Raw genomic sequence first — 25,011 nt, forward strand, 5'->3', positions numbered from 1 at the left:
TATTGGAGAGCTGAATTTTTATAATAGTATAATTGCTTAATTTTATTTTTTATTTGGGCTACTATTAAATTTGGATACAAATGGAGACTGTTTCTTCCAAGAAGTTTTACCATACACTTTACTTTTATGTTCTGATCGCTATTGCTGCAGGCGTTTTTATAGGATATTTTTTTCCTTCAACCGGAGCACAGCTAAAACCTCTCGGAGATGCTTTTATCAAACTGATTAAAATGGTTGTTCCAGGGGTTATTTTCACCACTGTTGCGGCAGGTATTGCTAATGTGAAGGAAAATAAAAGTATAGGAAGGATAGGTCTTAAGGCGTTTATATACTTTGAAGTTATGAGTACCCTGGCTCTTGTTATCGGACTTATTGTAGCAAAACTTCTTAAGCCCGGTAAAGGAATGAATGTCAACCTGGCCACTCTTGACATATCAGGCATTGAAGGTTATACTGAATCAGCCAAAAAATTTGATACCATTACCTTTCTGTTGGACATTATCCCTGATTCTTTTTTCGGGGCATTTGCTGAAGGGAAGATATTACAGGTATTGTTTCTGGGCATACTTTCCGGATTTGCTATATCGAGGATGGGTACTTTCAGAGAGCCCCTTGTAAAGGGGATAGATTATTTCAATAGCTTCTTCTTCCGTATTGTTTCAATTATTCTGAAAGCTGCGCCGATAGGCGCTTTCGGTGCTATGGCTTTTACTATTGGTAAATATGGCATTGAAAGCCTATTATCCCTGGGAGAGCTAATGGCTTCCGTATATCTGACCTGTTTCTTTTTTGTCTTTATAATCCTGGGAATAATAAGTAAGCTTGCAGGCTTTTCTATTTTTAGAATTTTAAAATATATAAAAGAGGAAATTTTTCTTGTTCTGGGGACCAGCTCCTCTGAACCTGCATTGCCTGGATTAATGAAAAAAATGGAAAAGGCAGGTTGTTCCCAATCCATTACCGGATTAGTAATACCGGCAGGCTATACTTTTAATCTTGATGGTACTTCTATTTACCTGACTATGGCTACCATGTTTATTGCCTATGCAACCAATACCAAGATAAGCCTCTGGGATGAACTGGCATTGCTTGGCATTCTTATGCTTACTTCCAAAGGTGCTGCTGCCGTAACCGGTGGAGGTTTTATTGTCCTTGCTGCAACACTTTCATCTATCAATAAACTGCCTGTAGCCGGTATTGCCCTCCTTTTAGGTGTAGATCGATTTATGTCCGAAGCAAGGGCTATCACCAATCTAATAGGAAATACCGTAGCTACATTGGTTGTCGCTAAGTGGGAAAAAGAGTTTAACCCAGATGAATATTCTGAAAATCTCAAATAAACCGTTTTCCCTTATTGCATCACATAATATTTAATTAAAATACTAGTAATAAGTAAAATTTAATCTCTCGAATATCCATAACAATCTGAACAACAAAGGCATAAACATTACATAAAAACAATTATCTCATCTATGGACTTACTTTAATATAAGTAAGAATCCGGGGAGATATTGAATTTATGTTAAAACAACTGGCTTATCTGTTTTTGCTTATCTTTTCATTCATCTTTGGAAATGTTGCGAAAGCGCAGGTGAAAGAACCTGGCTACACTTACATTCCCTGGGAAAGAATTAAAATTAATGATATAGAAAAAAACAAAACGGATACAGTAGTTATCATCATTACTACAAGAAAGTTTTCTTCCGATAAAATACAGTTATTTAGTAAAGATCAGGAAGAACCGTGTCACATGCATTATGTAGTTGCAAGACTAAAAAACAAATCCTGGAATCTCGAAATTAAAAACTCATTTGAAGAAGCTGCTTTAGAAATGCCTTCAAATAAAGACTTTTTATTTTATGTTCATGGAGATGGCAAATCATTTCCTGACGTGCTTGAAGGAGGCCTGCGCATGAGTATTCTGTATGGGATCAACTTTGTAGCTTTTGATTATCCAACTAAAGATGAGGAGTTGCCATTCTGGAGAAATTTTCATACTTCCATAATCAACGTCAACAATGCAGTTACTTCATTTGGCAAAATGATCAACGAAGTAAAAACCTATCGTGCATTACATAATACCAATGGCCACTATACCTTGCTTTTACATAGCCTCGGAAATGTATTGATCAGAAATTCTAAAGGTCTTCAGGACTCCTCAATTGTTTTTGAAAACATAGTGATGAATGCACCTGCTGTCAAACAAAGAAAGCATTCACAATGGGTTGAAGATATTGCATTTCAGAACAACATCTATATCATTTCAAACAGACGTGATATCATCCTCACCGGTGCCTATTTTCTGACATTCAAGAGTTATCTGGGGAAAAAACACAGGAGGCCACTTGCTGAGAATGCTACTTATGTTCGTCTTGACAATGTTGCAGGCCACAAACACAGCTTTTTTATTGATATAGAGCTCTTAAATCTCGCACCCTCCGTTAAGCATTTCTATGATCAAATTCTTCACGGATTGCCAGCAGACAACGAGACTTGCTGTTACCTGAAGGCAAAAAAATGCCAGAATAATTATTCTATGAAAAAAAAACCTGATTGCAAGTTTCTTATTTCCGATGAGAAAATATTTGTAACCAGTCCTGCCTCTCCTGCAATGACAGAATTAAGTCTGTCTAATTTTATTAATCAGATATTCCATACCAAAAAATTCCGAACAGGTGGTAACTGAGCTGATTGTAACCCCTAATACACCATGCAAGCTTATATTCTGACCTGTAAAGAATAGGTTAGGAATTTTCGTTCTTGGAGGTATAAAAGTTCTGATGGGATCATTGTAATCCTTCATGACTCCGTACATGCTTCCATCTTTTGTGCCTATATAATCTCTGTAAGTCAAAGGAGTAGAAGTATTATAGGATTTGATTTTGCCCCTTAGTCCAGGAATTCTTTTTTCCATTTCATCAATCAGCTTTTCGGCCTTTCTTATTTTAAAGTCCTCATAACCTTCTCCTCTGTTTGTCCTATGGTGAGGTATGGTATGAAAAGAAAATTCCCAGGGTGCCACATCTTCATATTTCATATAAGCCATTACAGTCAGGCTTTCCGCATACTCTTCATCTTTTTGACTTACAGGAAAAAATAAAGCATAACCTAAAGGCCAGTTGTCCTCATTATAATTCAGAGTATTCCATACATCCTCATTTTTATAATGATAAATATTGCTATTTCTGTACTTTAAAGTTTTAGGTTTTAAGACTATGTTAAGAATAAATACTGAACTGGTATTTTCAAGGCTGTGAATCCTGGTAGAGTATGCTTTCCTAATTTTTCCAGGTTCTACCATGTCAAGAGTATTGCTTGGATGGATATTTGATATAAATCTCTTTCCCTCAACCCTTTCGCCATTAGACAATTCTACAGATTCAATCTCATCACCTTTGAAACAGAATTTAGTAACCTCCGAATAATTCCGGATTTCACCACCCATTTCCTTTATTGATTTTGTTAAAATAGTTGCGATCTGAGCTCCTCCTCCAATGCACTTATAAGCACTTTCAATATAACTATTGATAATCAGGCCGTGTACATAAAGGGGGGTCTTTTCTCCAATGCCAGCATACAAAGGATTGGTGCCCGCAAGCACATTCTGAAGTAATGTATTTGAAGTAATAGATTCAATATACTCCTTTGCATTTACAGACAGATATTCCGTATTAAAGAAACTTTGTTCGCTGTACCTTAAATTATAAAGAGGAGAGAAATTACTTATTTCTTTAAGCTTTGCACAATATTTATGAATAGCTTCTTTCTCAGTTGGAAATTGTTCAATAAGTTTTTCACTAAACTTTTCATATCCCATTGCATAGGAATATTCCTTTTCATCATTATCAAATGAAACGATGTCAAAGCTCTCTTCATCCAGTTTCTTGAGCTTTAGCTTATCCATAAGACCAAAATATCTGAAGTATTGATTCAGATTTTGTCCTTCATCCAAGCCTCCTATATAATGAATACCAGTGTCAAATATCGCTTTGTCCCTCACGAATATCTGAAGGTTACCTCCTATTTGTCTGTTCTTTTCAAGAACACAAACAGAGTTACCTTCTTTGGTAAGTGTGTATGCACATAATAAGCCCCCCAGACCACTACCAATAATTACATAATCAAATTGTGGCATTCTAAAAAATTACTTTTTTTATGATAAAAATTCTATTTGAGGTCAGTTTTGTATTGTCTACAATCTCAACATCAAGTCCCTTGTCTTTTGCCTGTTTTACGATAGCTTTACCGGAAAGATACGAAAGTGGATTTTCCGTTTTGTTAAACTTGACAAAACGTGTAGAGAAGAACTCAGTTAACTTAGTTCCTTTATGTCTCTCCTGATAATCTGAATCTCCATCTCTCAAGATCAACATTCCTCCTGGATTTAACTTATCAAAGCATTTATCTAACAACTCCGTTTGTACTACTTCAGGAAGATAATGCATTACATCATTCAGTAGAATCACATCTGAATTCTGAATATCATACTTCGTAATATCCGCTGCTTCAAATCTAACACTTGCAGGTTTTGCGAATCCGTTCTCTGCTACCTCTATCTTCTCCGAGTCATAATCAACTCCAACTATTTTTCTTTCATCAGAAAGGAAACCTAGCATATTACATAGAAAACCATAGCCACATCCCAAGTCTGTGATTACAGCTTTCTTTGGCACAATTGTATTGAAAAACTCGTAGTTATTTTCAAGCCTTAATTTCACTCTGAGATACCATTCAAGAACAGGTCCTTTATAGATATAATTTTTGATTAATCTATTCTTGTAATAATTTACTGTCTCCTCTGAATCTCTTAGTTTCTCGTATTCACCTCTGAAATATCTTCCGATCAATTTTGCTCTTTCAGAGTATGTCTCACCATATGTCTTGTCCTCTGGGGATATTCTTGGAAGTAACTTCATTGTAATCCTTCCATTCTTCAGGAGTAGGTCACCTTTCGCAATGGTATCACCTGTGCCATGTAAAAGAAGTGGAATAATATCAAGCTTTAAGCGTTCTGCCATAAGAAAAGCACCCTTGTGGAATCGGGCAACTTTCTTGTCTGCTGCTCTTGTTCCCTCAGGGAAAATTATAATTGAATAACCTTCATCAACCAATGCTTGCAACTTCTCCAAACCTGCTTCATGATCTGATGTTGCAAGGTAGAAATCAGCTGATCTGATAACTCTTCCAAAGAATGGAGAGTTCCAGACCCACTCATTTGTTACCATTACCATCTTGGGATAAAGCATAATAGTAACAAGAATATCCAGGAATGACTGATGATTAGCGATGATTACCGCAGGTTTCTTAAAATCCTCCCCAGTTTCATTGATAATTTTCTTCCTGACATTTCCCATAATATAAATCATGGACTTGCTGAAATACATCAGCAGGTAATGCAGTATAAGTTTCCTCTTGCTCGCTTTAACCGGAAGGACATACAATACAATAGGACCAACTACATTTAACACTAAACATCCTAAAAGGAAATAAGTGTAGGCAACAAAAGTAAAAAACAAGCCTTCTGCAGTATATGGGTCAAATCCTTTTCTGGTTCGATTGGTGATCAGAAGTCTGAACAGTAAAGGCTGAACAGTGTAGGAAATAATGATTACCGAGAACATTCCAACTATCGATAAGAATGCAATGGATTGCAGTGCCGGGTGTTGAGCAAATACTAACACACCTATACCCACAATAGAGGTAAATGCTGAAAGGAATATGGAGGTTTTATACGAAGCTAGATTATTCAGCCCCAGTCTGTACTCCTGAAGGAGCCCCGACATGATGAAAATACTGTAATCTATACCGAGACCGAGAATAAACGTTGAGATGATGATATTGACAATATTAAACTTAATACCAAGCATTCCCATTAGCCCAAGTGTCCACAACCAGCTCAGGCACATAGGTACAAATGCTATTAACCCAAGCTCTATTCTTCCATAGGAAACAACAAGTATGAATAATACTAACCCAAGGGATAATACTTCCAGAAGGCTGAAATCACTGTTCAGGATTTCAATAAACTTATCAGTAAGATATTTCTTATCAACTATAGTGAGGTTATCATTTTCATGTATATCAGCATAGACCTGTTTTTTATCCTCCTCATCAACTTTCAACAAGGTAACAACTGTTGTCAGATCTTTGCTTTCTGTGATAAAATCATTGAAGAATAGTTTTCTGACATCTGCAAGATCTTCCATAGTCACTGGCTGATATTGTTTATCCAGAAGTTCAAAGAATCCTGCAAATGCCTCAGGTTTGAATTTATACTTGGCAGAAGATTCCAGGAGATTCTTTTTAAGTAAAGCTTTCTTTTCTTCAGTCCAGTAATTATTCCATCTTTTGATCTTTTCCTTTTGCAAACTATCACTGATAAGCATTTTGCGTACGGATGTATACTTGCGGACCACACCTTCTTCCTTCAGCTTTTCAACCTGAACTGCAACCTTTTCACTGCTGGCAAGGGCTTCATTCAATGTTTTTCCGCTTGAGACAAGGTACACTGATTTAGAAGAGGCTGAACTTATTTTATTCAGATTTTCCTGAGCAACAAAAAGCTTATCCGATACATAGTTCATCTTCAACATGTCGCTTTCGAACTCCACTAAATTATAAGTGTATGCGCACACCATTGAAACAATAGCAATTGCACCTATGATAAAAGGATTTCTGTCGAACTCGTAGGAAGTATATTTATGAACAAAAGAAAGACTTCCGTGATCTTCTGTTTTATGTTCTTCTACTTTCTTTTTCTTAAGAAAATGAGGAAGCACTATTAAGCCTATCAAAGCAGCATTGATACAGCTTATTGCTGCGAACAAACCAAGGTCCTGCAAAGCTTCACTTTTTACAAACATCAGGCAGAAGAAAGAAGATGCAGTGATCAAACAACTTAGCAAAAGCGGAGTGGTTACATCCTTTATAACTGCCTTCGGAGAGCCTGTACTCTTATAGTGCGTAAATATATGGAGTGAGTAATCTATTGTTATACCAAGCAACACCGACCCCATGCCCAGTGCTATAGCAGAAATATTTGGTCGGAAGAAAGTCAAAATTGCGAGTGAAATTAGTCCGCCAATAGCGACTGGGAGGAATATCAGAAATACAATTGCCGCCCTTCGGAAAAACAAACTGATGAATACTACAAGAATAGAGATAGCAATTGATACTGTAATGGTAATATCATTCTTGATTCTTTCGGCATTGCCCACCGACATTGCCATTGCACCGAAATATTCTGCTGTTACTTTTCCACCCTCTATCTTTTGTAAACTATCGATAGTGGCATCTACACCTTTTAGAAATTCAGAGTTCTTTGCTGTTTTATTTCCGGAATGAGCAGGGTCAATAAAAAACACCAGATGTTTTTTATCTTTAGTTACAATGCTACCATTATATAACTCATAGTTATCTTCGTATTGAAGATTTTGAAGTTTTTTCAAGCCAATGAAAGTAATTCCGACAGGATCCTTGACAATAAACTGCTTCATCACAATGCTGGCAGGGGAAATTAAAGTCTTGTAATTCCTTGCCATTGTGGAGTCCAGATGTTGCCTTTCTGTCAGCAGGTTAATGTCCTTATAATCCTTCTCATCCAGGAACAAAGGAATATTTTCATAGAAGGTATTATAAACCTGAGCCATCATATCATCAGACACTTTATAGTTGATGTCTTTGATATATTCTGGCTGGTATTTTCCCTTTAATACTTCTGCGAGGTTTTCAGAGAACCCAACTAGTTTATCCGGATCAGTTACAGTAGTATCATTCAGGTATAGATGGAAGATAAGCTTATCTGTAAATTTAGAATTCTGGAAGATCAGGTTCATCTTCGTGATCTTCTCGTCTTTAGGCATTATCTTGGAAATATCTTCTTCCATTTTGATGCCCGAAGCGAAGAATGCAGCTACAGCAATAACTGAACAAATAATGACTGCAAGCAGCCATCTACGTTTTTCAAAAAAATTATAAAGATTAAGAAACAGATCAGACATTAATATTTCAGCTTGAAATTTCAGTATTTAGTTTTTGCCTCGCAGGAAAAACTTTTAATAATAAATAAGTAATAAGACCAAACAACACAGCTGCAGCTACTGCAAGCAACATGCTTCCTACGGTATATTGGAAGAGATCTGCTTTAACATTTTCTAATGTTATATCTCTGTTGAATATCAAAACATCTTTACCATTAGGCAACACCATACCTCCTGACTTATAGCTCAGGAAAATAAGAATGGGAATCATAGGAGGTATGCTAATATGTGCAGCTGTTACAAATAGCACCTTATTTAATTTCATCAGATGTGCCAGCGTTATTCCAACTATCAGCTGAAAACCCCATATAGGCACTATTCCCATGAAAACTCCAAACATCACAGCGAATGTCTTTCTTAAATCAGATTCGTCTCTGTTGAAAACATACTTTTTGAAAAAGTCAGCAATACTGTTTCTGTTAAGACTTCTGACTACTTTAAAAGGTTTGATAAAAAGAACTGCAATCACAACCAGTACAGTGTTCAACACACTTACTCTGCTAAAATCTTTAAACGGCCTAAAGTGCGTTACACGTTCTTTACCATAATATACCTGAACTGGCACTGAATCAACCTTTACACCTTTCCAGGAAGCTCTTACTATATTCTCAATTTCAAATTCATATTTTCTGGTGAACCATTTCATTTTATATAAAGGCTCTAAGGGATAAAGCCTATATCCTGACTGAGTATCGGGAAGTTTTACTCCTGTTTCAAACCAAAACCAGAAATTGGAAAACTTATGTCCGAAGCTGCTTTTGCCGGGCACAGAGGATTGCTCCATATTCCTTGCCCCTACAATAAGTGTCCCTGGTTCTTTTTCAATCTTATCTATAAATACAGGAAGATCCGATGCCATATGCTGACCATCTGAATCTATAGTAATAGCGTATTGATATCCCTGTTCAAAAGCAGCTTTGAACCCTGTGCGAAGGGCCATGCCTTTGCCCATATTATGAGGCTGCTGAACTACCTTAACCTGAGTGAAAGACTCAAGGATGCCACGTGTAGAATCTGTAGAGCCATCATTAACAACAATGACATTTGCCGTATATTCCAGTACATCCCTGATCACGTTGGACAAAGTTTTTTCATTGTTGTATGTAGGAATAAGCACACAACATTTAAGCTTGTCAAACTTTTCCCTATAGGTATCTTTCAGAGATTGCATGAATAATTTGATATTGAATATTTAGTCAAAAAACTGATTAATAACGTATTCCCCGCCTGTTTAATTCCTCAAAAGCAAAAAATATTAATCAATTCTGAATGGCTACTATCTGAAGGTTCCACTAAACTTAAAGAATACTTTATCTTCAAAAAATATGGTATTGTTTACCTTAATAACAGAATCTTCCAGATTTTTATAATTGATATCGAAATCAAGGAACTTATTTACCTTTGGATTTACAATATTCATAAACTTCAGATTATCTCCGGTAACCAATATCAGTTCTTTTCCTAAAGCTGAAGAAAGCATTTCTTTAATCATCTGCACCATGCATACTCCCGGCACAACTGGATTTCCCGGGAAATGGCCTTCAAATATTTTATGCTTTTCGTTCAGCTCAACTCTAACTTTTAATGAGCCTTCCGCAACCGGCTCTGCTGTTTGTACTTTATAGAAATTTTTCTCTTGTAACATATTATCTTTTCAAAAGACTCATCTTAATTGTCAACTTAATATTCTGATGATCCAGCAGAATATTGGAAGGTACTGCGCCTGAATAATCGGTAAATAAGATCTCCACTTTTACCTTCGACTTCTTTCCGTAGGTCGTCATTATTTTTAACAACTTGCCATCATCAAGTTTGTAAAAATAGGAATTTTCTTCCTTCTTTCCTCTGAGTCTGTAAATTACATGCGTGCTATCTTTTGAAACAACTGCTTCTGAAGCAATTAATGGATTCATAAGCAAAAGCCTGAAATCATCTCTTAAAAGGTTAATTACAACCTTCTTATTCATTTGGTCAATACAGTAGTGTACCTTAAAATAATCAGAAGGACCTAGCTCAAAATCAAAAAGTTTGACTCCTACTTCTGTTGTAAATACAAGTCTGTACTTATCCGGCTCTGTGTTTTTTATAATTAACAAACCGCTAAGGTAATGGCCATAAACATCTACCGCAGTTTTATATACAAAAGCTCCGCTGTCACTTTTAAAAAGCGATACCAGCTCACCTGATTTCAGAGGCCTTCTTTCTTCCCCTGTACTTGCTGTTTTAGAGCCCTTACATGAGAATAGCAGAACAATCAGGACACTACTTAATATGAAACTTCTCATCCGGAATTTCGGCATTTACTTTTTTATTAGTGAAAGCGATATTGGTATAATCTCCTGAGGGCTCAGTCATTGTCAGTTTAGAAACTGTATAATCCTTTTTGTCAAAGTATAAACTGATGGTTTTCAGGAACCCCTTCATATTCTTGTTCAGAGGAGTAAGGTCTACCAGATAGTACTTTTCATTCTGATAATACTTGATTTTATAATCTTTGCTATTCAACACATTTCCCTGCACACTATTGACAATCATATTGTTGATTTCCTGGAACATCTTGTTTGACTGCATGTCATACTTATTTTCCCTGGAGTCGTCTTTGATATAGACTTTGTTTTTATTCATGATGATCAAATATTGAAATGGATCTGTATACTGCCATCTCAGCATGTTATCCTTCTTGAACATGAAACTGCCTTTGGTAATAATTTTCTCTGCAAGTACACTTAGGTTTTTCTCCTGAACAAATTCACTTTGAATGGTCTTGGTCTCTTTAGCTGTTTTAGCAAGATTATTTTTAAATGAAACCGAATCTGTTAGCGGACCAAAACCAGTATGCTGACTAAAAGCTATTGTGGTAAGACCAAAAATAAGCGAAAGAATAAATCCGAATTTCTTAATTAACTGCATATGCATTTTTATTTACAAACTTCTCAATTGATACAAAAGAATATCCATTTTCCTTTGCATAAAGAATAAATGATTCCAAAATTTCAACAGTGCGGTCATTGGTATCGTGAAACAGATAAATAGCTCCTGGTTTCAGTGCTTTTTTCAGTTTATCCAACAAACTGTTTTTATCCATTACAACAGTATCGAAGGAACGAACATTCCAACCAATTACAGAATATCTTGAATCTCTAAGCGCCTTATACAAAGGTGGATTCGTTACTCCATAGGGTGGTCTGAAATACAATGGATATTTACCCAAAACTTCCCTGACCTTATCATCGGTTTGCTTCAGTTCAAGTTTCATGCCTGAAGGTGATTTCAGGTCGAACCAGAATAAATGATTGAAGGTATGATTTCCAATGATGTGCCCCTCCTGATCTGTTTTTTTTAGTAAAGCTTCGTTTCCCTCAATGTTTTTTCCAATAACAAAAAATGCAGCAGGAATAGAATGCTCTTTTAAAATTTGTAATATTCTGGGAGTTATTTCGGGATGAGGACCATCGTCAAAGGTTATGCATAGTTCTTTCTTATTGTCAGGACCAGCACAAACAGCTTTTACAAAAAAGCCTGCACTCAAATAAGTCACTCCGTAAAATACAACCCCGGAGTAACCTAAAACAGAAAGTACCAGCCACCAAAAAGAAAAACCTTTTTCGATCGCCAGGTAAAGGAGGAGTACCGAAATTATAAAAAATAATGCACTGACAAGCTTAAACCTCAACATGAGGATAGTAAAATGAGGGAATGATTTCCGCAGTAGTGGTTATACAAAAGAATCTTGTTCACTTCCTTGTCAGAATTGCGAGTCAAAGAAACACATGTAGGAATTTCTTTTTTCTTTAGAATCTGGGAAGCCAGCCAAACTCCAAATGCGGAAGCTGTAGAATACTCGCCGCAAAGATTTTTGAAAGCTGCAGAATTATTTTCTTTAAAGAAATTTTCTTTAAATTCTGAATATACTTTATCCCCTTCCTTATCGCCATTGGCTCCTAACAATATCAGATCAATATCTTTAGATTGTATGTTGTTAGAAGAAAGAATTCTGTCCAGAACCTTTTTTAGATCTTCCTTGCCATTTGTATTAAACAGCATTTCTACTGCCAGCACAGTGGCATAGGGATCATTTGGACTTGAAGATAGAGAAAAGAATGTAGCACCTTCACCAGGCATTGTCCCATCTGGATTTTTGTTAAAAATTTCAGAGGTTTGTACCCCTGTCTTCCACAAACCTTTTTTGGCATGAATGGAATAATGGTTAGGTGTAATTTCGTCTACTCCACCTAGCAGAACATTACTGGCTTCCCCCTCTTTCAAAAGAAGTAAAGAATCCACAAAAGCGCTTTCGAACGAAAAATCTCTGTGAACATAGGTGAAATTATAATTATTGCAGGTAAGAAGTAATGCAATCTGAGCACCAACAGTATTATGCGTTGATTGGATAAATGAAGTTGGTGTTAAAAACTGTTCTTTGTTATTAAGTATATTACAGAGAAAATTCTCAGTGTCCTCGAGGCAACCCATACCAGTACCCGTAATGATTGCATCAGGATTTTCAACCTTTGCATCTCTGAGACAATAGTTAGCAGCTGCTACACCCATTTTTATAACCTTCCCCATTCTTCGTGCAGCAGCCGGCGATATGAACTCCTTATAATTTGGCTCTACCACTTTAAAATAATCCTGATGATATTTTATCTCTTCCAGAAAAGAGGAATTGTCCAGAGTATTCTGGGGAGAGACATTACCAAGACCATTAATATAAATCTGCATAATTTAAATCTTCTTAAAAACAAGAGCTGAGTTATTCCCTCCAAAACCAAATGAATTGGAAAGTACACTTTTGATATCTACACCTGATAGTAATGAAGTTTCAGGAGCAAGGTCCAGCTCTTTCATCTTCGCCTTAAAATTAAGATTTGGGAAGATGGTTTTATTCATAATGGATAAAGTAGAATAAACAGCCTCAATACCACCACACGCACCTAAGGTATGGCCTGTATATGATTTGGTAGAACTGAATTTCGGAACCTGAGCACCAAACAGTCTGGTCATTGCTGTTCCCTCAGACAAGTCATTATTGGGAGTGCCTGTCCCGTGAACGTTGATATAATCAATTTCCTCAGCCGTTAATCCTGCCACTTCAAGCGCCTTTTTCATAGCAAGAAATGCGCCTTGCCCGTCTGGAGAACTTGCAGTCTGGTGATAAGCATCATTGGTATTGGCATATCCTCCAACTTCAGCAAGAATCGGTCTGTTTCCGGCTTTCGCAGCTTCTTCAGACTCTATCACGATATAGCCTGCGCCTTCTCCAAGATTTAATCCTTGTCTGCTATCATCAAAAGGTCTGCAATGCTCTTTATCCAGAATCATCAATGTATTAAAACCATTGATCGTAAATACTGTGAGAGAATCTACTCCTCCGGCAACAACTCTATCGATCATTCCTGCCTTTATCATTCTGGCTCCAAGCATAATAGAATTTGCAGAAGAGGAACATGCAGTACTAATCGTTGTCATAAAGTCTTTAATTCCCAAGACCTCAGCAATTCTTTCAGTACTCTCCCCACAGTCGTGAGTTTCCAGGAATTTCATGAAATCCCCTTTGTCTGAAGGATCAAGATATCTCTGATAAAGCATTTCAGTCTTGCCCATTCCACCTACAGAAGTGGCTGATATAAAACCTGTCCTGAGTTTGGCAACTTTATCCAGGCCAGCTGCAAGATACGCTTCTCTTGCAGCAATGATTCCTAACAAAGTAGTTCTTGTCACTGGCCGATTCATATCAAATCCGGCCATTTGACCAAGTTCCTTATCTGAAAGCTTTACTTCCGATACAGGAATGATATTTTTATGAACAGTATCAAGGTTTTGAATATGCCCTATACCAGGCCTTAAAGAAGTCAATGAGTTATAGTTCTCCTGCACATTGTTTCCAATAGAAGAGATAACTCCAAGACCGGTAATGACAACCTTTTTACTCATTCCTGATTACGCTTTTTTATGCTCTGCAATATAGTCTGCCATCGATTTGATCGATGAAAATATCTTTTTAGCTGAAGCTGCATTTTCTACTCTCAAACCATATTCCTTCTCAAGAAGAACGATTAGCTCAAGCGCATCTATGCTGTCAAGACCAAGTCCGTCTCCGAACAAAGGTGCTGTAGGGTTGATGTCTTCAGGTTTTACATCTTCCAGTTTAAGGGCCTTTATAATTTGAACCTTTAATTGGTTTACTAAATCTTCCATAATAAAACTTAAAAATTATATATTTTTTTAATTTGTTCTGTTGTGTGCATTATTCTATTCTCTCCTTGAGCAGCTTCAGCTAGGTATACAAAGGCCTCATATTTGCCTTCACAAAACTCTACCCAACCGGCAACACAGGATTTTAATTTTCCTGAAGAGAAGAGATTATTGACATAATCTGTAATAAACTCAGGATTATATTCTTCAAAAATAAAAAAAGTATTTTCACCTTTTATCTTATTTCTGATACAAATTTCCCCAATAACTATATTTGGCAAAGTATACACGAACACAGCAGGACTTGGAAAGTAATTACTTTTATCCTTAACTGTTTCATAATAAGAAGCATCAGTATGCAAACTCGAACTTGAATTCGAAAGTACCACACCAATTTCTGTATCTGTATATTTTTCTTTAATTGCAGTGTCTTTCAGAATCAACTCGGTTGCCATCAATCCAAGCTTGCACATATCATCCATTTTGTAAAATGGAGAGTGTGTTATTTCAAGTCTTTTATAAAGGCTTCTGATAAAGGTAGCAAAGTCATCTTCCGGGGCTCCTTTAAGAAATTCCTCACCATTCAGAATGGCTTGATTATTTCTTATGATCGAATATGATTTTATAAAACCTTTACTGCTCATTGTTTCTCAAAAATCAACGCTGCATTACATCCTCCGAAACCGGCAGCTGTTTTTAAAACTCTCTTAACCTTTTTCTCCATGCAATCACTCAGTACATTTACCGGCTGAGTAACTCCCATTTTAGAAAATCCTGCTGTCGCAAACAGAATATTATTTTTCATGGAATAAGCTGCCATCACAGATTCTGCAATACCAGCCGCTCCAAGCGTATGTCCAATATATCCTTTCAAACTGTTCATCGGCACAAGTTCCAGTTTGGCAGAATGAATCGCCTTAGATTCCATTTCATCATTGTAATTCGTAGCAGTGCCGTGTCCCGAAATGTAATCAATCTCTTCTGCAGAAATGGAGGCATCTTTTAAAGCACCATCTATTGCAAGAAACAAACCCTCTCCTGTTCTCGAAGGGCCAGAAATATGGTTGGCATCGTTGCTGATCGCTCCACCTTTTACCGCAACAGAAGTGTTGTTTTCCGGCTCAACAGAAAGAATCACAGTTCCTGCGCCTTCGCCCAGACTTATTCCATCTCTCCCTTCATCATATGGTTTGCAAGGTCCAGTTCCAATTGCTTTAAAAGACTGAAAACCCGATACTGTAAATTCAGAGATAACATCTCCTCCGGCTACAATTATATTTCTGTATTTTCCCTCATTTAAAATTCTCTTTCCTAAGAGTATTGCCACTGAGCCTGATATGCAAGCATTGGATACCACAAGTGGCTGATTAGAATTTTGAAAAAAAGAACTTATAACTCTGGCCAATACCGCCAGCTTCAAACGTTCTTTGGGAAATTTGTGGTTATATTTTTCTTCCAGCAAATCTATATTTCCTTTGGCAGTGGAAATGATAAATAAAGTATCATTAGATGCCGGATCAATGTTAGTTTTATCCAGAGCATCCGAAATACTTGTGATAATCATTTTCTCAAGCCTCGTATAACCTACTTTTGAATTTAACCTGCCAAATGATTCTTCTAATAAAGGAGTGTTCACTAATGATGCATAAAATGGAGTCGGGGAAATAAAATGATCTTCCGAAAGCAATACTCCGGAGCATTTTTCCCTCATTTTTGCAGCATTTTCCCCAGTTGTAAAACCCAGAGAGGTGATGACATTATCCGATATTAAAAAAACTGATTTCATCCTTTTTTATAAAGCCACTTTTCTTTCCACTGCTGATAGCAATCAGGATTTGTAATAGAAAGTTCGCCATCTTTAAGAAAAACCTGAATGGTTTTTCCTGTTGTAAGCACTTCCCGTCCCCTTGTAGTATCTCTGAATATTTTATAATCAAATATGATTTTTGCTGCTTCGGTTGGAACAAATGTAGTCTCTACAATTGCTTTCTCCTGAAGTCTTAGAGGCCTTTTATAATCGCAGTTTGCTGTTACAAGAGGAGTTAAATACCCCTGTGAGCTGTATAATTCAACAAAATCAAGGTCAAATTCCTTCCCGAATGCATCCCTTCCGTCTTCAAAAAATTTGAGATAATTTCCATGCCAGACAATACCCATCGCATCCACCTCGCAAAATCTGACTTTTATCTCTGTCCTGGCAACTAGTAAATTTGTTTCCAACTCTTATTTATTAAAATCCGAATTCTTTTTGATTATAAAGCCTAGTCTTCATTAACTTCTGACTTTAAATTTATTATAAAAATAGGCCATAATTAGCATTGCTCCAAAAAAACCAATCAACGCTGAAATTTCGGGCAATATTTCCTGTACCCCTGCTCCCCTCAGAAATAGATTATAGAAAGTTTCCATAGCCCATCCCAAGGGAGAAATGACACTCATTTTTCTTAATATTTCCGGCATCACAAAAACCGGTATCCAGATACCTCCTATTGCCGCAAGTATTACTATAGAAACGGCTGCAAATGTGGAAGATTGCTGATGAGTTTTAAATATGGTTCCCAGGAGCACGCCAAAACCCGTGGCTGCTAATCCGATAGAAACTACTGCTAATACAAGTGCTGGTGCGTCTTGCCCGATATCAAGGGAAGGTAAACCTAGAAGCGGCATTAAGTAAATTCCTGCCAGCATCATCAGCGCAAACTGCACCAGGGTAATTAACAAGTAGGCCACAACCTTGCCAATCATTACCACTAAAGAAGTACCAGGAATCGTTTTTAATCTCAAAGCACTGCCATCTTCTCTTTCTTTTATGATGCTGCCAGCTAAAGGAAGGACGATAAAGAAAATTCCAAAGATTGTCCAGGCTGGAACATTATGTTGCACTGAATTCATAGACAAACCTTCTAATTCAGGCTTAGCTGCTTTCTGGTCTAACTCTATAAATCTTCTTGTATCAATACTAAACTGATTCCCATTCGGAAAATACTGAGAAAGATGTTGCGAGATGACCTTTATAGATTGGCTGGCTTGATACCCATCCAGGATTTTATCCAAAGCCAGTTGTACTGACTTTTTGAAGGATGCCTGTAAAGCTGGATCATAAATAACCTGAACGGCTGCATGCAGAGAATCTTTGATACCATCAGAAGGACCATTGGTAAGTTCTCCAAAAGCCCTGCTGATGTCTCTGCTGATATGGGTTTGCAGCATCAAAGAAGTACCGGGAGGGACAATTACTCCAACTTTGTAAGTTCCATTATTTACTTCTTCTCTGATATTGTTTATATCAGTTTTTGAATATTCTGACTGTGTTACCTTAAATATCCCTGCCTGGCTCAGGCCTTGTGCTATAGCCTTGCCGCATTCATCTCTGTCCTGATCTAAGATGATTACCTTTATTTCCGCCTGCTGATAATCCCTGAAAGGACCATCTTGAATCAATGCCATGATGATGATCATTGTTAAGGGCATCAGAAACAAGATTGCCAGACCCGCTTTGTCACGGATCAGGATCAAAAGTTCTTTATAAATGGCAAAGAAAACTTTCATGTTAATCTCTCAATTCCTTTCCTGTAAGTTTGATAAACAGGTCTTCCAGATTTGAACATGGATTTTCCTGGGCTATCAGTTGTGCTGGTGCTCCCTCCTTAATGATTCTGCCTTTGTCTATGATGGCAATTCTGTTGCAAAGATCTTCAGCTTCTTCCAGGTAGTGACTTGTATAAATTACTGTAGTTCCCTTACTGTTGATTTCTTTTAGGGTTTCCAGAATGAGCACACGAGATTGAACGTCAACGCCCACTGTAGGCTCATCAAGGATAATTATAGAAGGTTTATGAAGGATACCTGCAATTAGGTTTACTCGGCGCTTCATACCAGTGGAGTACTCGCTTATTTTTTTATAGCGATGATTTGACAGGCCCATTTTGGTAAGCCAAAAATCAACTTCACTTTTGATAGTATTTCCAGGTATGCCATACATGCGTCCAAAGAAACTAAGATTTTCTTCCGCAGTCAGCGAAGGGTATAAAGCTATATCCTGCGGAACCAGCCCGTAAATTTTTTTTATTTTCTCAGGGAATTTCAGGATATCGGTTTCATTCATATAAGCAGTACCGATATTTGCAGAAGAAAGCCCGCAGATAATGGAAATCAAAGTAGTTTTACCGGCTCCATTAGGACCAAGTAATCCAAAAAAATCGCCCTTTTGAATAGTCAAATTTACACCCGTGAGCGCAGGAGCAAATCCCTTTTTATAGGTTTTGAAAAGATTATTTACCTGAACCACTTTTTATAAACTAATTTTTTTCAGTTTGGTAAAGATTGCCTTTTCACGATCTGCACATTCCAGTAATATATCTGATAATGTTGTATAAGATACAGCAGAAGAAGCCCTTCCTTTACAGATTCTTCCTGCTTCAAATGCAAAATCTCTCCACCTGTCTCCGGTTTCGGTAACTTCCTGAGCTACTTCCTGAAGCCATGGTTGTTGAAGATGATTAGATGCTTCCTGAAGAAATGCACCAAATATAAATCTAAACCCTCCACCTCCTGTTCCGATTTCTTCCTGCATTCTTATTACTTGTCCCAGATATAAAATCGCCCTTCTTTCATCAAGCTTATCTGGCCATTTTTTCAGGCTCTTAGCAAGAAACCTGATTCCCTTCACACCAAAAAGCGGAATAGGGACATTCAACATATCTCCTGCTGTCTGCTTAATTCCTTTGACAATTGCAGGTTTAAAGTCATATGAAGATGGTACTGCAGTCGGGTAGTACATTTTACCTTTGGGAGGCATTGTCCCTTTTGCAAATCTGGCTCTCACCAGATCATCATAATCTATTTCACAAGTCTCTTCAAGAACCGGATCGCTCACCAAATACTTTCCATTTCTCTTTCCAAAAACAACAATATTGTGAGCGTTAAAATGAAATCGTAAAGCTTTAGGTAAATAGGGAAGATAAAACACGCTTGTTAGCAATCCGACGGGCAAGCCCTTTTCTAAAGTCCTATCCAACTCTTCCATCGCTTTTGTTTCACTTCTGAAAGTTGTGGAGTGTATGGAAATGCCAAGCCTTGAGCTTACCCTTTTGAATATCCATCCTGGAAGAATTCTGTAAGAGGTAACGGGTAATCCATTTAGTTTAACAAATGGCAGGTAGCTAAAAAACAATCCTGAGCCTACACCAAAAACCATTGGCTCAGAGATACCAAGATTGTGGAACTTAAGTAGATTAGATACTGCACCATTTTCACAGTGCGCACTCTGATTATGTTCAAATTGCACTTCCAAGGTTATTCAGTTTTTTTTAGTTGTGCTACAGATATATTCAAAGCACGGGCATATTTTTCAAGGGTTTTCTGGCTTAGCTTTGCAAATGCAGAAGGGCGCAAATGCCAGATAATTTTGAACCATGAAACGCCGGACAATTCTGCCAGCATCCCTTTAGTAATCATATTTTTTTCAAGATGAAAAAGCAATGGACTGGCTTTACCGGTCACCACCTTCTGTCTTGCCGCTTCAACCTTTTCATTGATTACTTCCCAGGCTTGGTCCAGAGCGATATTTTCAGGTTCCCAACCAGCAGTCTTAACTTTTGTATAAGTACCGTTTTTATCAGTTGCATATAAAACTTTCCTGACGCCTTCAAGTGCACCATGATCCTGAGGAACCTGATCTTTTTCCATAAAAGCTAATTAATCTTTTTTAACGAAAATTTTCATTTCACATTCAGCAACTGCATTTCCATTGCAGGTACAAAATGCTTTAATAAGCAGGACGCCCATTACTTCATTTTCAAATCTCACCTCGGTCACCAGCTCGGAATGGACAGGAGGCAGTGAATGGATTTTCAATCCCTTAATTGCCCCAATATATCCAACAGGAGCCCCTTTTAACTCACCACTATTGTCAGATTTCTGTCTGTTAATTTCGTATCCCATACGAAGAGCAGCCGTCTGAGCCATGTTCTCCACCAGCCCTGGCTCTCTGAAAAAGCCGTTATAAGAAAAAATATTATCCTCTTTCAGAGTCAGTCCGCTTACAGTTTTTACATCATCAGAAAACAAAAGCTTGTCTACCATTACAAATGGTTCTTTTTGAGGAACCATATTAACAACTACATCGCCTTCGTAAATTGGACTATTGGAATTCATTTTAATAAAATTTTAAAACTTAAAAGACAGTCAGAAGCGCATACGAATAAGAGAATCGTGCACTTTCCGGAACTGCCAGCAATAATTTATCGCCTATATTTAATTTCCCTGAACTTAAAATTTCCTCTACCATCACAAACACTGAAGCCGCTCCGATATTTCCTACACTGGTGAGATTAGTAAACCACTTTTCCTGAGGAATCTCAATATTATACTTTGATAGTTCTTCTGCAATCTTAAACCTGAAGAACTCCGAGGAAAGATGTGGAAGTACATAATTGATTTCTTTAACGTCAAAATTTCGCTTTTTACAGATTCCCTTTAAAGCCCTTGCAGCTAAAACAGAAATATGCTGATCCAGCAGTTTGACATCCTGTTTCATTGCCATTACAGAGTTGTCGGCAATAGCTTTAGGATCCATTTGTTTAAAGCTTATAAGATTTCCTTTTTCATCTTTGTCAGAAGCAGCATACATACAAGTCTCCACTTCATTGGCAAAAGAAACACTATCAACCCATTCTATTTTTAGTGACAAACCATTCTCAGCAGGTTTATCCTCCAAAAGAAAAGCACCTGACCCGTCGGAAAGCATCCATCTCAAGAAATCTTTTTCAAAAGCGAGAATTGGTTTTTCCTCCATTTCTCCGATCTTTTTTGCTTCCTCTTCATAATTTTTAGCCTGAAGCATAGGAGAACAAAGTTCTGAGCCTACGATTACAGCATTTGAAGTATTTTCAGACTGAATAGACATAAAACCAATCTTCAGCGCATGCATTCCCGAACAACAATTTCCCATTGGAGAATAAGTTTCCAACGGTCTTCCTCCGAGGTAACCGTGAACCATAATTGTATGAGATGGCATGATTTGATCAGGATATGAAGTACCACATGCAAGCAGTTCTATATCATCCTGATTAAATGAACTGTCGAATAAAGATCTGACAGCTTCTGCCGCCAGCTGAGCGTTATTATGAGTTAGTTTACCCTCTTTGTTAAGCGCATAGTATCTTGTTTTAATACCATTATTCCTTAATACTATTTTCTTAGCTCTCGAAGGTTTGCCATTAATAAATCCCAGGTAAGTCTCCATTTCATCAATTGAAACCGGATCATTAGGCAAATATTTCGCAACCCTTGTTATAAATACTTCCTTCATTAATAACTTCTCTTATGAAAAACTCTAATTGAACCGGTAGAAAACCGCAGTCAACTAAATGCTTAAGTCAAACAAACAGTAAAACTAATGGATTTCCTCTTAAGAATCGCTAAAAATAATACTTTAAATATTAAATTTAACGCCGGTTGGGATTGAAAATAGCTCTATTTCACCCCGGAAAAATAAGCCACCTTCCTTTTCATTGGCCCCCATAGAAGTATTCTTTTAATATTTGCAACTATAAACATAATTGGAGTACCAATGATGATTACAAATACTAGATAATATAAAAAAAATGATAAAGCTGCTTTTCGTTTTGAATTACCTGAACGTCCTAATTTGCTGATAGCTTTAGCCCAGATTTTAAATATCTTAGACCCAGTCATTTCCATGGTCATCAATGGCTGTTTGATTTCTACAGCTCCTGCTTTTACCAGAGAATCCTGGAGGTTTTCCAGTTGATTTCCGGATAAATATTTATAGATAATTTCTCCATATGCCGAAGCCCCTTTGATGTCCGAATCTGAAACTCCCGAAGCTGGCAAAAATCCCCAATAATTTGCCTTCTTTCCTTTCATCAGCCAACCAATGATTGTAACAAGGCTTACCAGATTATGTGATTTATCAAACAAAGCAATGTTTCCAACGAGATGCCCCCCTGCTGCTTTTATATAGGCTTTCGCCTTTTCCTGGCCTGAAATCCACATGTTGCGGCAAGCTATAACTGTTATGACCGGTTTACCTTTTAAAATCCTTTTTCCTTCTTCACTTTGGAGAAATGAACAAGCAGGTAAACTGGGTGACAAATACCATGGCTGATATCCGAATATTACAAGGTCAAAATCAGAATTCTGAATTTGAAGAGGTTTCATTTTTACAGATTCCTGATGAACGGTTTCGGGAAACACGTCTAAAAATTCATCTGCAGACCAGGGAAAATTATAGTTATTCTCAGGCTGGAGTTGTTCAAAAGTAAATTCTATATCTTTTTTATTCAATCCTGAACAAACAGACTTCACTACTGCTGTCAATTGACCGGTTTGTGAATACCAAAGAACAAGTACTTTTTTCATGAATGTGAGTTTTTTGCCCAGAAGTTATAAAAATTAAACCATTGTTCCGGATAAGTTTTTACCATCCTTTCAACTTCTGTTACATATTCTTTCACCATTTCCTCGACATTTCCATTACTAATCTTTGGGGGTGTAGCGAAGAAGTGATAATGCTTGTCTGTTTCTTTTACAGCAAATACATAGCTGTAAGGTACTTTTAAAGCCTTTGCAAGCTGGAAAGGACCTAATGGAAAAAGGGCCTCTTTTCCCAGAAAATCAGTTGAAATAACCTTTCCTCCCTCTACATATCTGTCACCATGAATGCAGATAATCTCCTGATTTTTTAAAGCTTTATTAATTTCGAAGATGTGAGAAAGATCATCTTTCACTGGGATTATATTAACAGGTCGTTCCCCGTATATTTCAGAAAAATAACTTTTAATCTTTTCATGCTCTGCATCGAACATGACAATATTTATTTTTGCTTTGATCTCATTTAAGAGATGGCCTGCGACCTCATAATTGCCTATGTGAGCACTGATAAAAATTCCACCTTTACCTTGAGCGGCAATTTCCCTCAAATGGAACTGGCCATCATGATTTATGGTAAACCTGTTTCTTATTCCCCCCATAATAGCAACCTTGTCTATTAAGGTTTGTCCAAAAACATAATAGTTTTTATATACTTTAAGCCAGGCTGTGAAGTACTTATATTTGAGAATTTCTCTGAAAAAATGGAATGATGATTTGGTTGACTTTAATGAGAAAAACAAATAGTAAAGTGCAACAAAACGAAGTACCAGATATGCGATTTTAAGACCAAGGTGCCTGATCAGGAATACAAATATTTTGTGTCCTAATAAGGAACCCTGGGTTTTTCCTTTCCAGGCCATTATTACTTAGCTTCCTGTTTCTCGCCTACCTTACTTAAAATGTAGTTATAAAAATCCTGGAAGTTAACAATTCCGACGAAATCTTCACCTTTAACTTTAAATCCGAAATTACTTTCAATAACAACTACAAGGTCTACATAGTCAAGGCTATCAAGACCAAGGGTTTCTTTCAGGTTGGCTTCGGGAGTTATTTTATCAGCATCCACCTCAAACTCTTCAACCAAAAAGCCATTAATTTTTTCAATAATTTCCTGATTTTTCATTTTACCTCTAAGTATATTTTTTATTTTACCTTTTTTAATATTAATGAGGAGTTGGTTCCTCCGAAGCCGAATGAATTAGACAGCAAAGTGTCGATATTCTTTTCAACTGTTTTTGTAGCGATATTTAGTTTTGCGGAATCCTCATCTGGGGTTTCAAGATTGATGTTTGGTGCAACAAAATCATTTTGCATCATCAACAATGAATAAACTATTTCACTCGCTCCTGCCATCCAGCATTCATGCCCTGTCATTGACTTGGTTGAGCTTACCAGTGGTTTTGAACTTCCGAAAACGGAATCCAGAGCCCTAGCTTCATACATATCTCCAACAGGTGTTGACGTTGCATGAGCATTAACATAATCTATTAAATCCGCTGGAATTCCTGCATCCCTCAAAGACATTTCCAGTGCCCTTACGGGACCTTCAACATTTGGTTGCGAGATGTGGCCTCCGTTTGAAGAAAATCCATATCCGATAATTTCGGCAAGAATCGGTGCACCTCTTTCTATAGCCGATTCATAGCTTTCAATAATAACAGTTGCTGCCCCACCGCTAGGTACCAGGCCGTCTCTGTTTTTATCAAAAGGTCTTGATGCCCTTGTAGGTTCATCAACTCTTACTGAAAACGTACTTAACGCATCAAAATTACCCATTGAAAACGGATTGATTTCCTGTGCTCCTCCACAAATTACCCCCTTCTGAAGTCCATGTTTGATCAGAAAGTAACCTATTCCGATAGCATGAGAGCCGCTGGCACAGGCTCCGCTAACAGTGAAGTTTACACCTTTGAGCTTAAATATTGTTGCCAGGTTCATGGTTACTGTGGAATTCATTGACTGAAATACAGATCCGGAACCTACCAGTGTGGTATCTTTTTTATCTCTTATTATATCCGTTGCTTCAATTACAGCTCTTGCAGAACTGTCATTTCCAAACAACACACCAAACTCGTTTCTGTCAATAATTTCTTCATCGAGCTTAGCATTTTTAATTGCTTCCAAAGTAGATAGATAAGCATATTCACCTTGTTCCGCCAGACCAATTCTTTGTCTTCTGTCAAGTATTCCTTTCAGAACCGGTTTTTCAACCATCCCGGTAAGTGGCGAACGAAAACCCATAATTCTTCGCTCTTCATCAAATACAATTCCTGACTTTCCCTTATAAAGAGAATCGCGCACTTGATCCAGGCCTGTTCCCAGGCAGGAATAAATACCAATTCCAGTAATAACTACCCTGTTCATTTATACTAGGTGATTC

General features: G+C 37.2%; 25 protein-coding genes. 2 read left to right on the forward strand and 23 right to left on the reverse strand.

The window, feature by feature from the left end; genetic code table 11:
• Positions 1 to 80 precede the first annotated feature (80 nt).
• Both dctA and K350_RS0108615 read left to right on the forward strand, forming a co-directional pair.
• Positions 81 to 1,340, forward strand: a complete 1,260-nt coding sequence (gene dctA / locus K350_RS28005; protein ID WP_051312991.1) for a C4-dicarboxylate transporter DctA — start codon at positions 81 to 83, stop codon at positions 1,338 to 1,340.
• A gap of 179 nt (positions 1,341 to 1,519) precedes the next feature.
• Positions 1,520 to 2,686 (forward strand): hypothetical protein, encoded by a 1,167-nt coding sequence (locus K350_RS0108615; protein WP_028979563.1) that lies wholly within the window; start codon positions 1,520 to 1,522, stop codon positions 2,684 to 2,686.
• On the opposite strand, the gene K350_RS0108620 is transcribed toward K350_RS0108615, so the two are convergent.
• The 23 genes from K350_RS0108620 to K350_RS0108730 form a co-directional block, all read right to left on the reverse strand.
• Positions 2,621 to 4,135, reverse strand: a complete 1,515-nt coding sequence (locus tag K350_RS0108620) for a phytoene desaturase family protein (protein ID WP_028979564.1) — start codon at positions 4,133 to 4,135, stop codon at positions 2,621 to 2,623. The two genes, K350_RS0108615 and K350_RS0108620, sit on opposite strands and share 66 nt — an antisense overlap.
• Before the next feature lies 1 nt (position 4,136).
• A complete protein-coding gene (locus tag K350_RS0108625; protein WP_028979565.1) occupies positions 4,137 to 8,000 on the reverse strand; it encodes a trifunctional MMPL family transporter/lysophospholipid acyltransferase/class I SAM-dependent methyltransferase in 3,864 nt (1,287 codons plus the stop codon).
• Positions 8,001 to 8,007: 7 nt separating this feature from the next.
• Positions 8,008 to 9,210 carry a DUF2062 domain-containing protein gene (locus tag K350_RS0108630; protein WP_037574825.1) on the reverse strand — a complete coding sequence of 401 codons (1,203 nt, stop codon included), beginning with the start codon at positions 9,208 to 9,210 and terminating at the stop codon, positions 8,008 to 8,010.
• A 105-nt stretch (positions 9,211 to 9,315) separates the two neighbouring features.
• A complete protein-coding gene (locus K350_RS0108635; protein WP_028979567.1) occupies positions 9,316 to 9,684 on the reverse strand; it encodes an ApeI family dehydratase in 369 nt (122 codons plus the stop codon).
• A gap of 1 nt (position 9,685) precedes the next feature.
• Positions 9,686 to 10,324 (reverse strand): flexirubin biosynthesis protein LolB2, encoded by a 639-nt coding sequence (lolB2, locus tag K350_RS30950; protein ID WP_028979568.1) that lies wholly within the window; start codon positions 10,322 to 10,324, stop codon positions 9,686 to 9,688.
• Positions 10,302 to 10,949, reverse strand: a complete 648-nt coding sequence (gene lolA2, locus K350_RS0108645) for a flexirubin biosynthesis/transport protein LolA2 (protein ID WP_051312992.1) — start codon at positions 10,947 to 10,949, stop codon at positions 10,302 to 10,304. The genes lolB2 and lolA2 overlap by 23 nt, the downstream gene beginning before the upstream one ends.
• On the reverse strand, positions 10,936 to 11,715 hold the full coding sequence (locus tag K350_RS0108650) for a polysaccharide deacetylase family protein (protein ID WP_028979570.1): 780 nt from the start codon (positions 11,713 to 11,715) through the stop codon (positions 10,936 to 10,938). Before K350_RS0108650 ends, lolA2 begins: the two co-directional genes overlap by 14 nt.
• On the reverse strand, positions 11,709 to 12,761 hold the full coding sequence (locus tag K350_RS0108655; RefSeq protein ID WP_051312993.1) for a beta-ketoacyl synthase chain length factor: 1,053 nt from the start codon (positions 12,759 to 12,761) through the stop codon (positions 11,709 to 11,711). Before K350_RS0108655 ends, K350_RS0108650 begins: the two co-directional genes overlap by 7 nt.
• A 3-nt stretch (positions 12,762 to 12,764) precedes the next feature.
• A complete protein-coding gene (locus K350_RS0108660) occupies positions 12,765 to 13,973 on the reverse strand; it encodes a beta-ketoacyl-[acyl-carrier-protein] synthase family protein (RefSeq protein WP_028979572.1) in 1,209 nt (402 codons plus the stop codon).
• Between the two features lie 6 nt (positions 13,974 to 13,979).
• The gene (locus K350_RS0108665) at positions 13,980 to 14,237 is read right to left on the reverse strand and encodes a phosphopantetheine-binding protein (RefSeq protein WP_028979573.1); all 258 of its coding nucleotides are present in this window, start codon (positions 14,235 to 14,237) and stop codon (positions 13,980 to 13,982) included.
• Positions 14,238 to 14,245: 8 nt separating this feature from the next.
• The gene (locus K350_RS0108670; protein ID WP_028979574.1) at positions 14,246 to 14,878 is read right to left on the reverse strand and encodes a beta-ketoacyl-[acyl-carrier-protein] synthase family protein; all 633 of its coding nucleotides are present in this window, start codon (positions 14,876 to 14,878) and stop codon (positions 14,246 to 14,248) included.
• The gene (locus K350_RS0108675) at positions 14,875 to 16,020 is read right to left on the reverse strand and encodes a beta-ketoacyl-[acyl-carrier-protein] synthase family protein (protein ID WP_028979575.1); all 1,146 of its coding nucleotides are present in this window, start codon (positions 16,018 to 16,020) and stop codon (positions 14,875 to 14,877) included. The genes K350_RS0108670 and K350_RS0108675 overlap by 4 nt, the downstream gene beginning before the upstream one ends.
• Positions 16,017 to 16,454: an acyl-CoA thioesterase gene (locus tag K350_RS0108680; protein ID WP_028979576.1), complete on the reverse strand. Its 438-nt coding sequence runs from the start codon at positions 16,452 to 16,454 to the stop codon at positions 16,017 to 16,019. Before K350_RS0108680 ends, K350_RS0108675 begins: the two co-directional genes overlap by 4 nt.
• A gap of 51 nt (positions 16,455 to 16,505) precedes the next feature.
• Positions 16,506 to 17,783, reverse strand: coding sequence for an ABC transporter permease (locus K350_RS0108685; RefSeq protein WP_028979577.1), 1,278 nt, complete (start codon positions 17,781 to 17,783; stop codon positions 16,506 to 16,508).
• 1 nt (position 17,784) lies between these two features.
• Positions 17,785 to 18,522, reverse strand: a complete 738-nt coding sequence (locus tag K350_RS0108690; protein WP_028979578.1) for an ABC transporter ATP-binding protein — start codon at positions 18,520 to 18,522, stop codon at positions 17,785 to 17,787.
• Between the two features lie 3 nt (positions 18,523 to 18,525).
• Positions 18,526 to 19,521 (reverse strand): BtrH-related acyltransferase DarH, encoded by a 996-nt coding sequence (gene darH / locus K350_RS0108695; protein WP_245598584.1) that lies wholly within the window; start codon positions 19,519 to 19,521, stop codon positions 18,526 to 18,528.
• Between the two features lie 8 nt (positions 19,522 to 19,529).
• On the reverse strand, positions 19,530 to 19,922 hold the full coding sequence (locus K350_RS0108700) for a DarG family dialkylresorcinol biosynthesis protein (RefSeq protein ID WP_028979580.1): 393 nt from the start codon (positions 19,920 to 19,922) through the stop codon (positions 19,530 to 19,532).
• Positions 19,923 to 19,931: 9 nt separating this feature from the next.
• On the reverse strand, positions 19,932 to 20,390 hold the full coding sequence (locus K350_RS0108705; protein ID WP_028979581.1) for a hotdog family protein: 459 nt from the start codon (positions 20,388 to 20,390) through the stop codon (positions 19,932 to 19,934).
• Between the two features lie 19 nt (positions 20,391 to 20,409).
• The gene (gene darB, locus K350_RS0108710; RefSeq protein ID WP_028979582.1) at positions 20,410 to 21,546 is read right to left on the reverse strand and encodes a dialkylresorcinol biosynthesis protein DarB; all 1,137 of its coding nucleotides are present in this window, start codon (positions 21,544 to 21,546) and stop codon (positions 20,410 to 20,412) included.
• Positions 21,547 to 21,710: 164 nt separating this feature from the next.
• Positions 21,711 to 22,619 carry a hypothetical protein gene (locus tag K350_RS0108715; RefSeq protein ID WP_028979583.1) on the reverse strand — a complete coding sequence of 303 codons (909 nt, stop codon included), beginning with the start codon at positions 22,617 to 22,619 and terminating at the stop codon, positions 21,711 to 21,713.
• Positions 22,616 to 23,491, reverse strand: coding sequence for a lysophospholipid acyltransferase family protein (locus K350_RS0108720; RefSeq protein WP_037574830.1), 876 nt, complete (start codon positions 23,489 to 23,491; stop codon positions 22,616 to 22,618). Before K350_RS0108720 ends, K350_RS0108715 begins: the two co-directional genes overlap by 4 nt.
• A 2-nt stretch (positions 23,492 to 23,493) precedes the next feature.
• Positions 23,494 to 23,754 carry an acyl carrier protein gene (locus K350_RS0108725; RefSeq protein ID WP_028979585.1) on the reverse strand — a complete coding sequence of 87 codons (261 nt, stop codon included), beginning with the start codon at positions 23,752 to 23,754 and terminating at the stop codon, positions 23,494 to 23,496.
• A 20-nt stretch (positions 23,755 to 23,774) separates the two neighbouring features.
• Positions 23,775 to 24,995 carry a beta-ketoacyl-[acyl-carrier-protein] synthase family protein gene (locus K350_RS0108730; protein WP_028979586.1) on the reverse strand — a complete coding sequence of 407 codons (1,221 nt, stop codon included), beginning with the start codon at positions 24,993 to 24,995 and terminating at the stop codon, positions 23,775 to 23,777.
• Positions 24,996 to 25,011 lie beyond the last annotated feature (16 nt).

This window comes from Sporocytophaga myxococcoides DSM 11118 (assembly GCF_000426725.1).
In the GTDB taxonomy this organism is placed as follows: Bacteria; Bacteroidota; Bacteroidia; order Cytophagales; family Cytophagaceae; genus Sporocytophaga; species Sporocytophaga myxococcoides.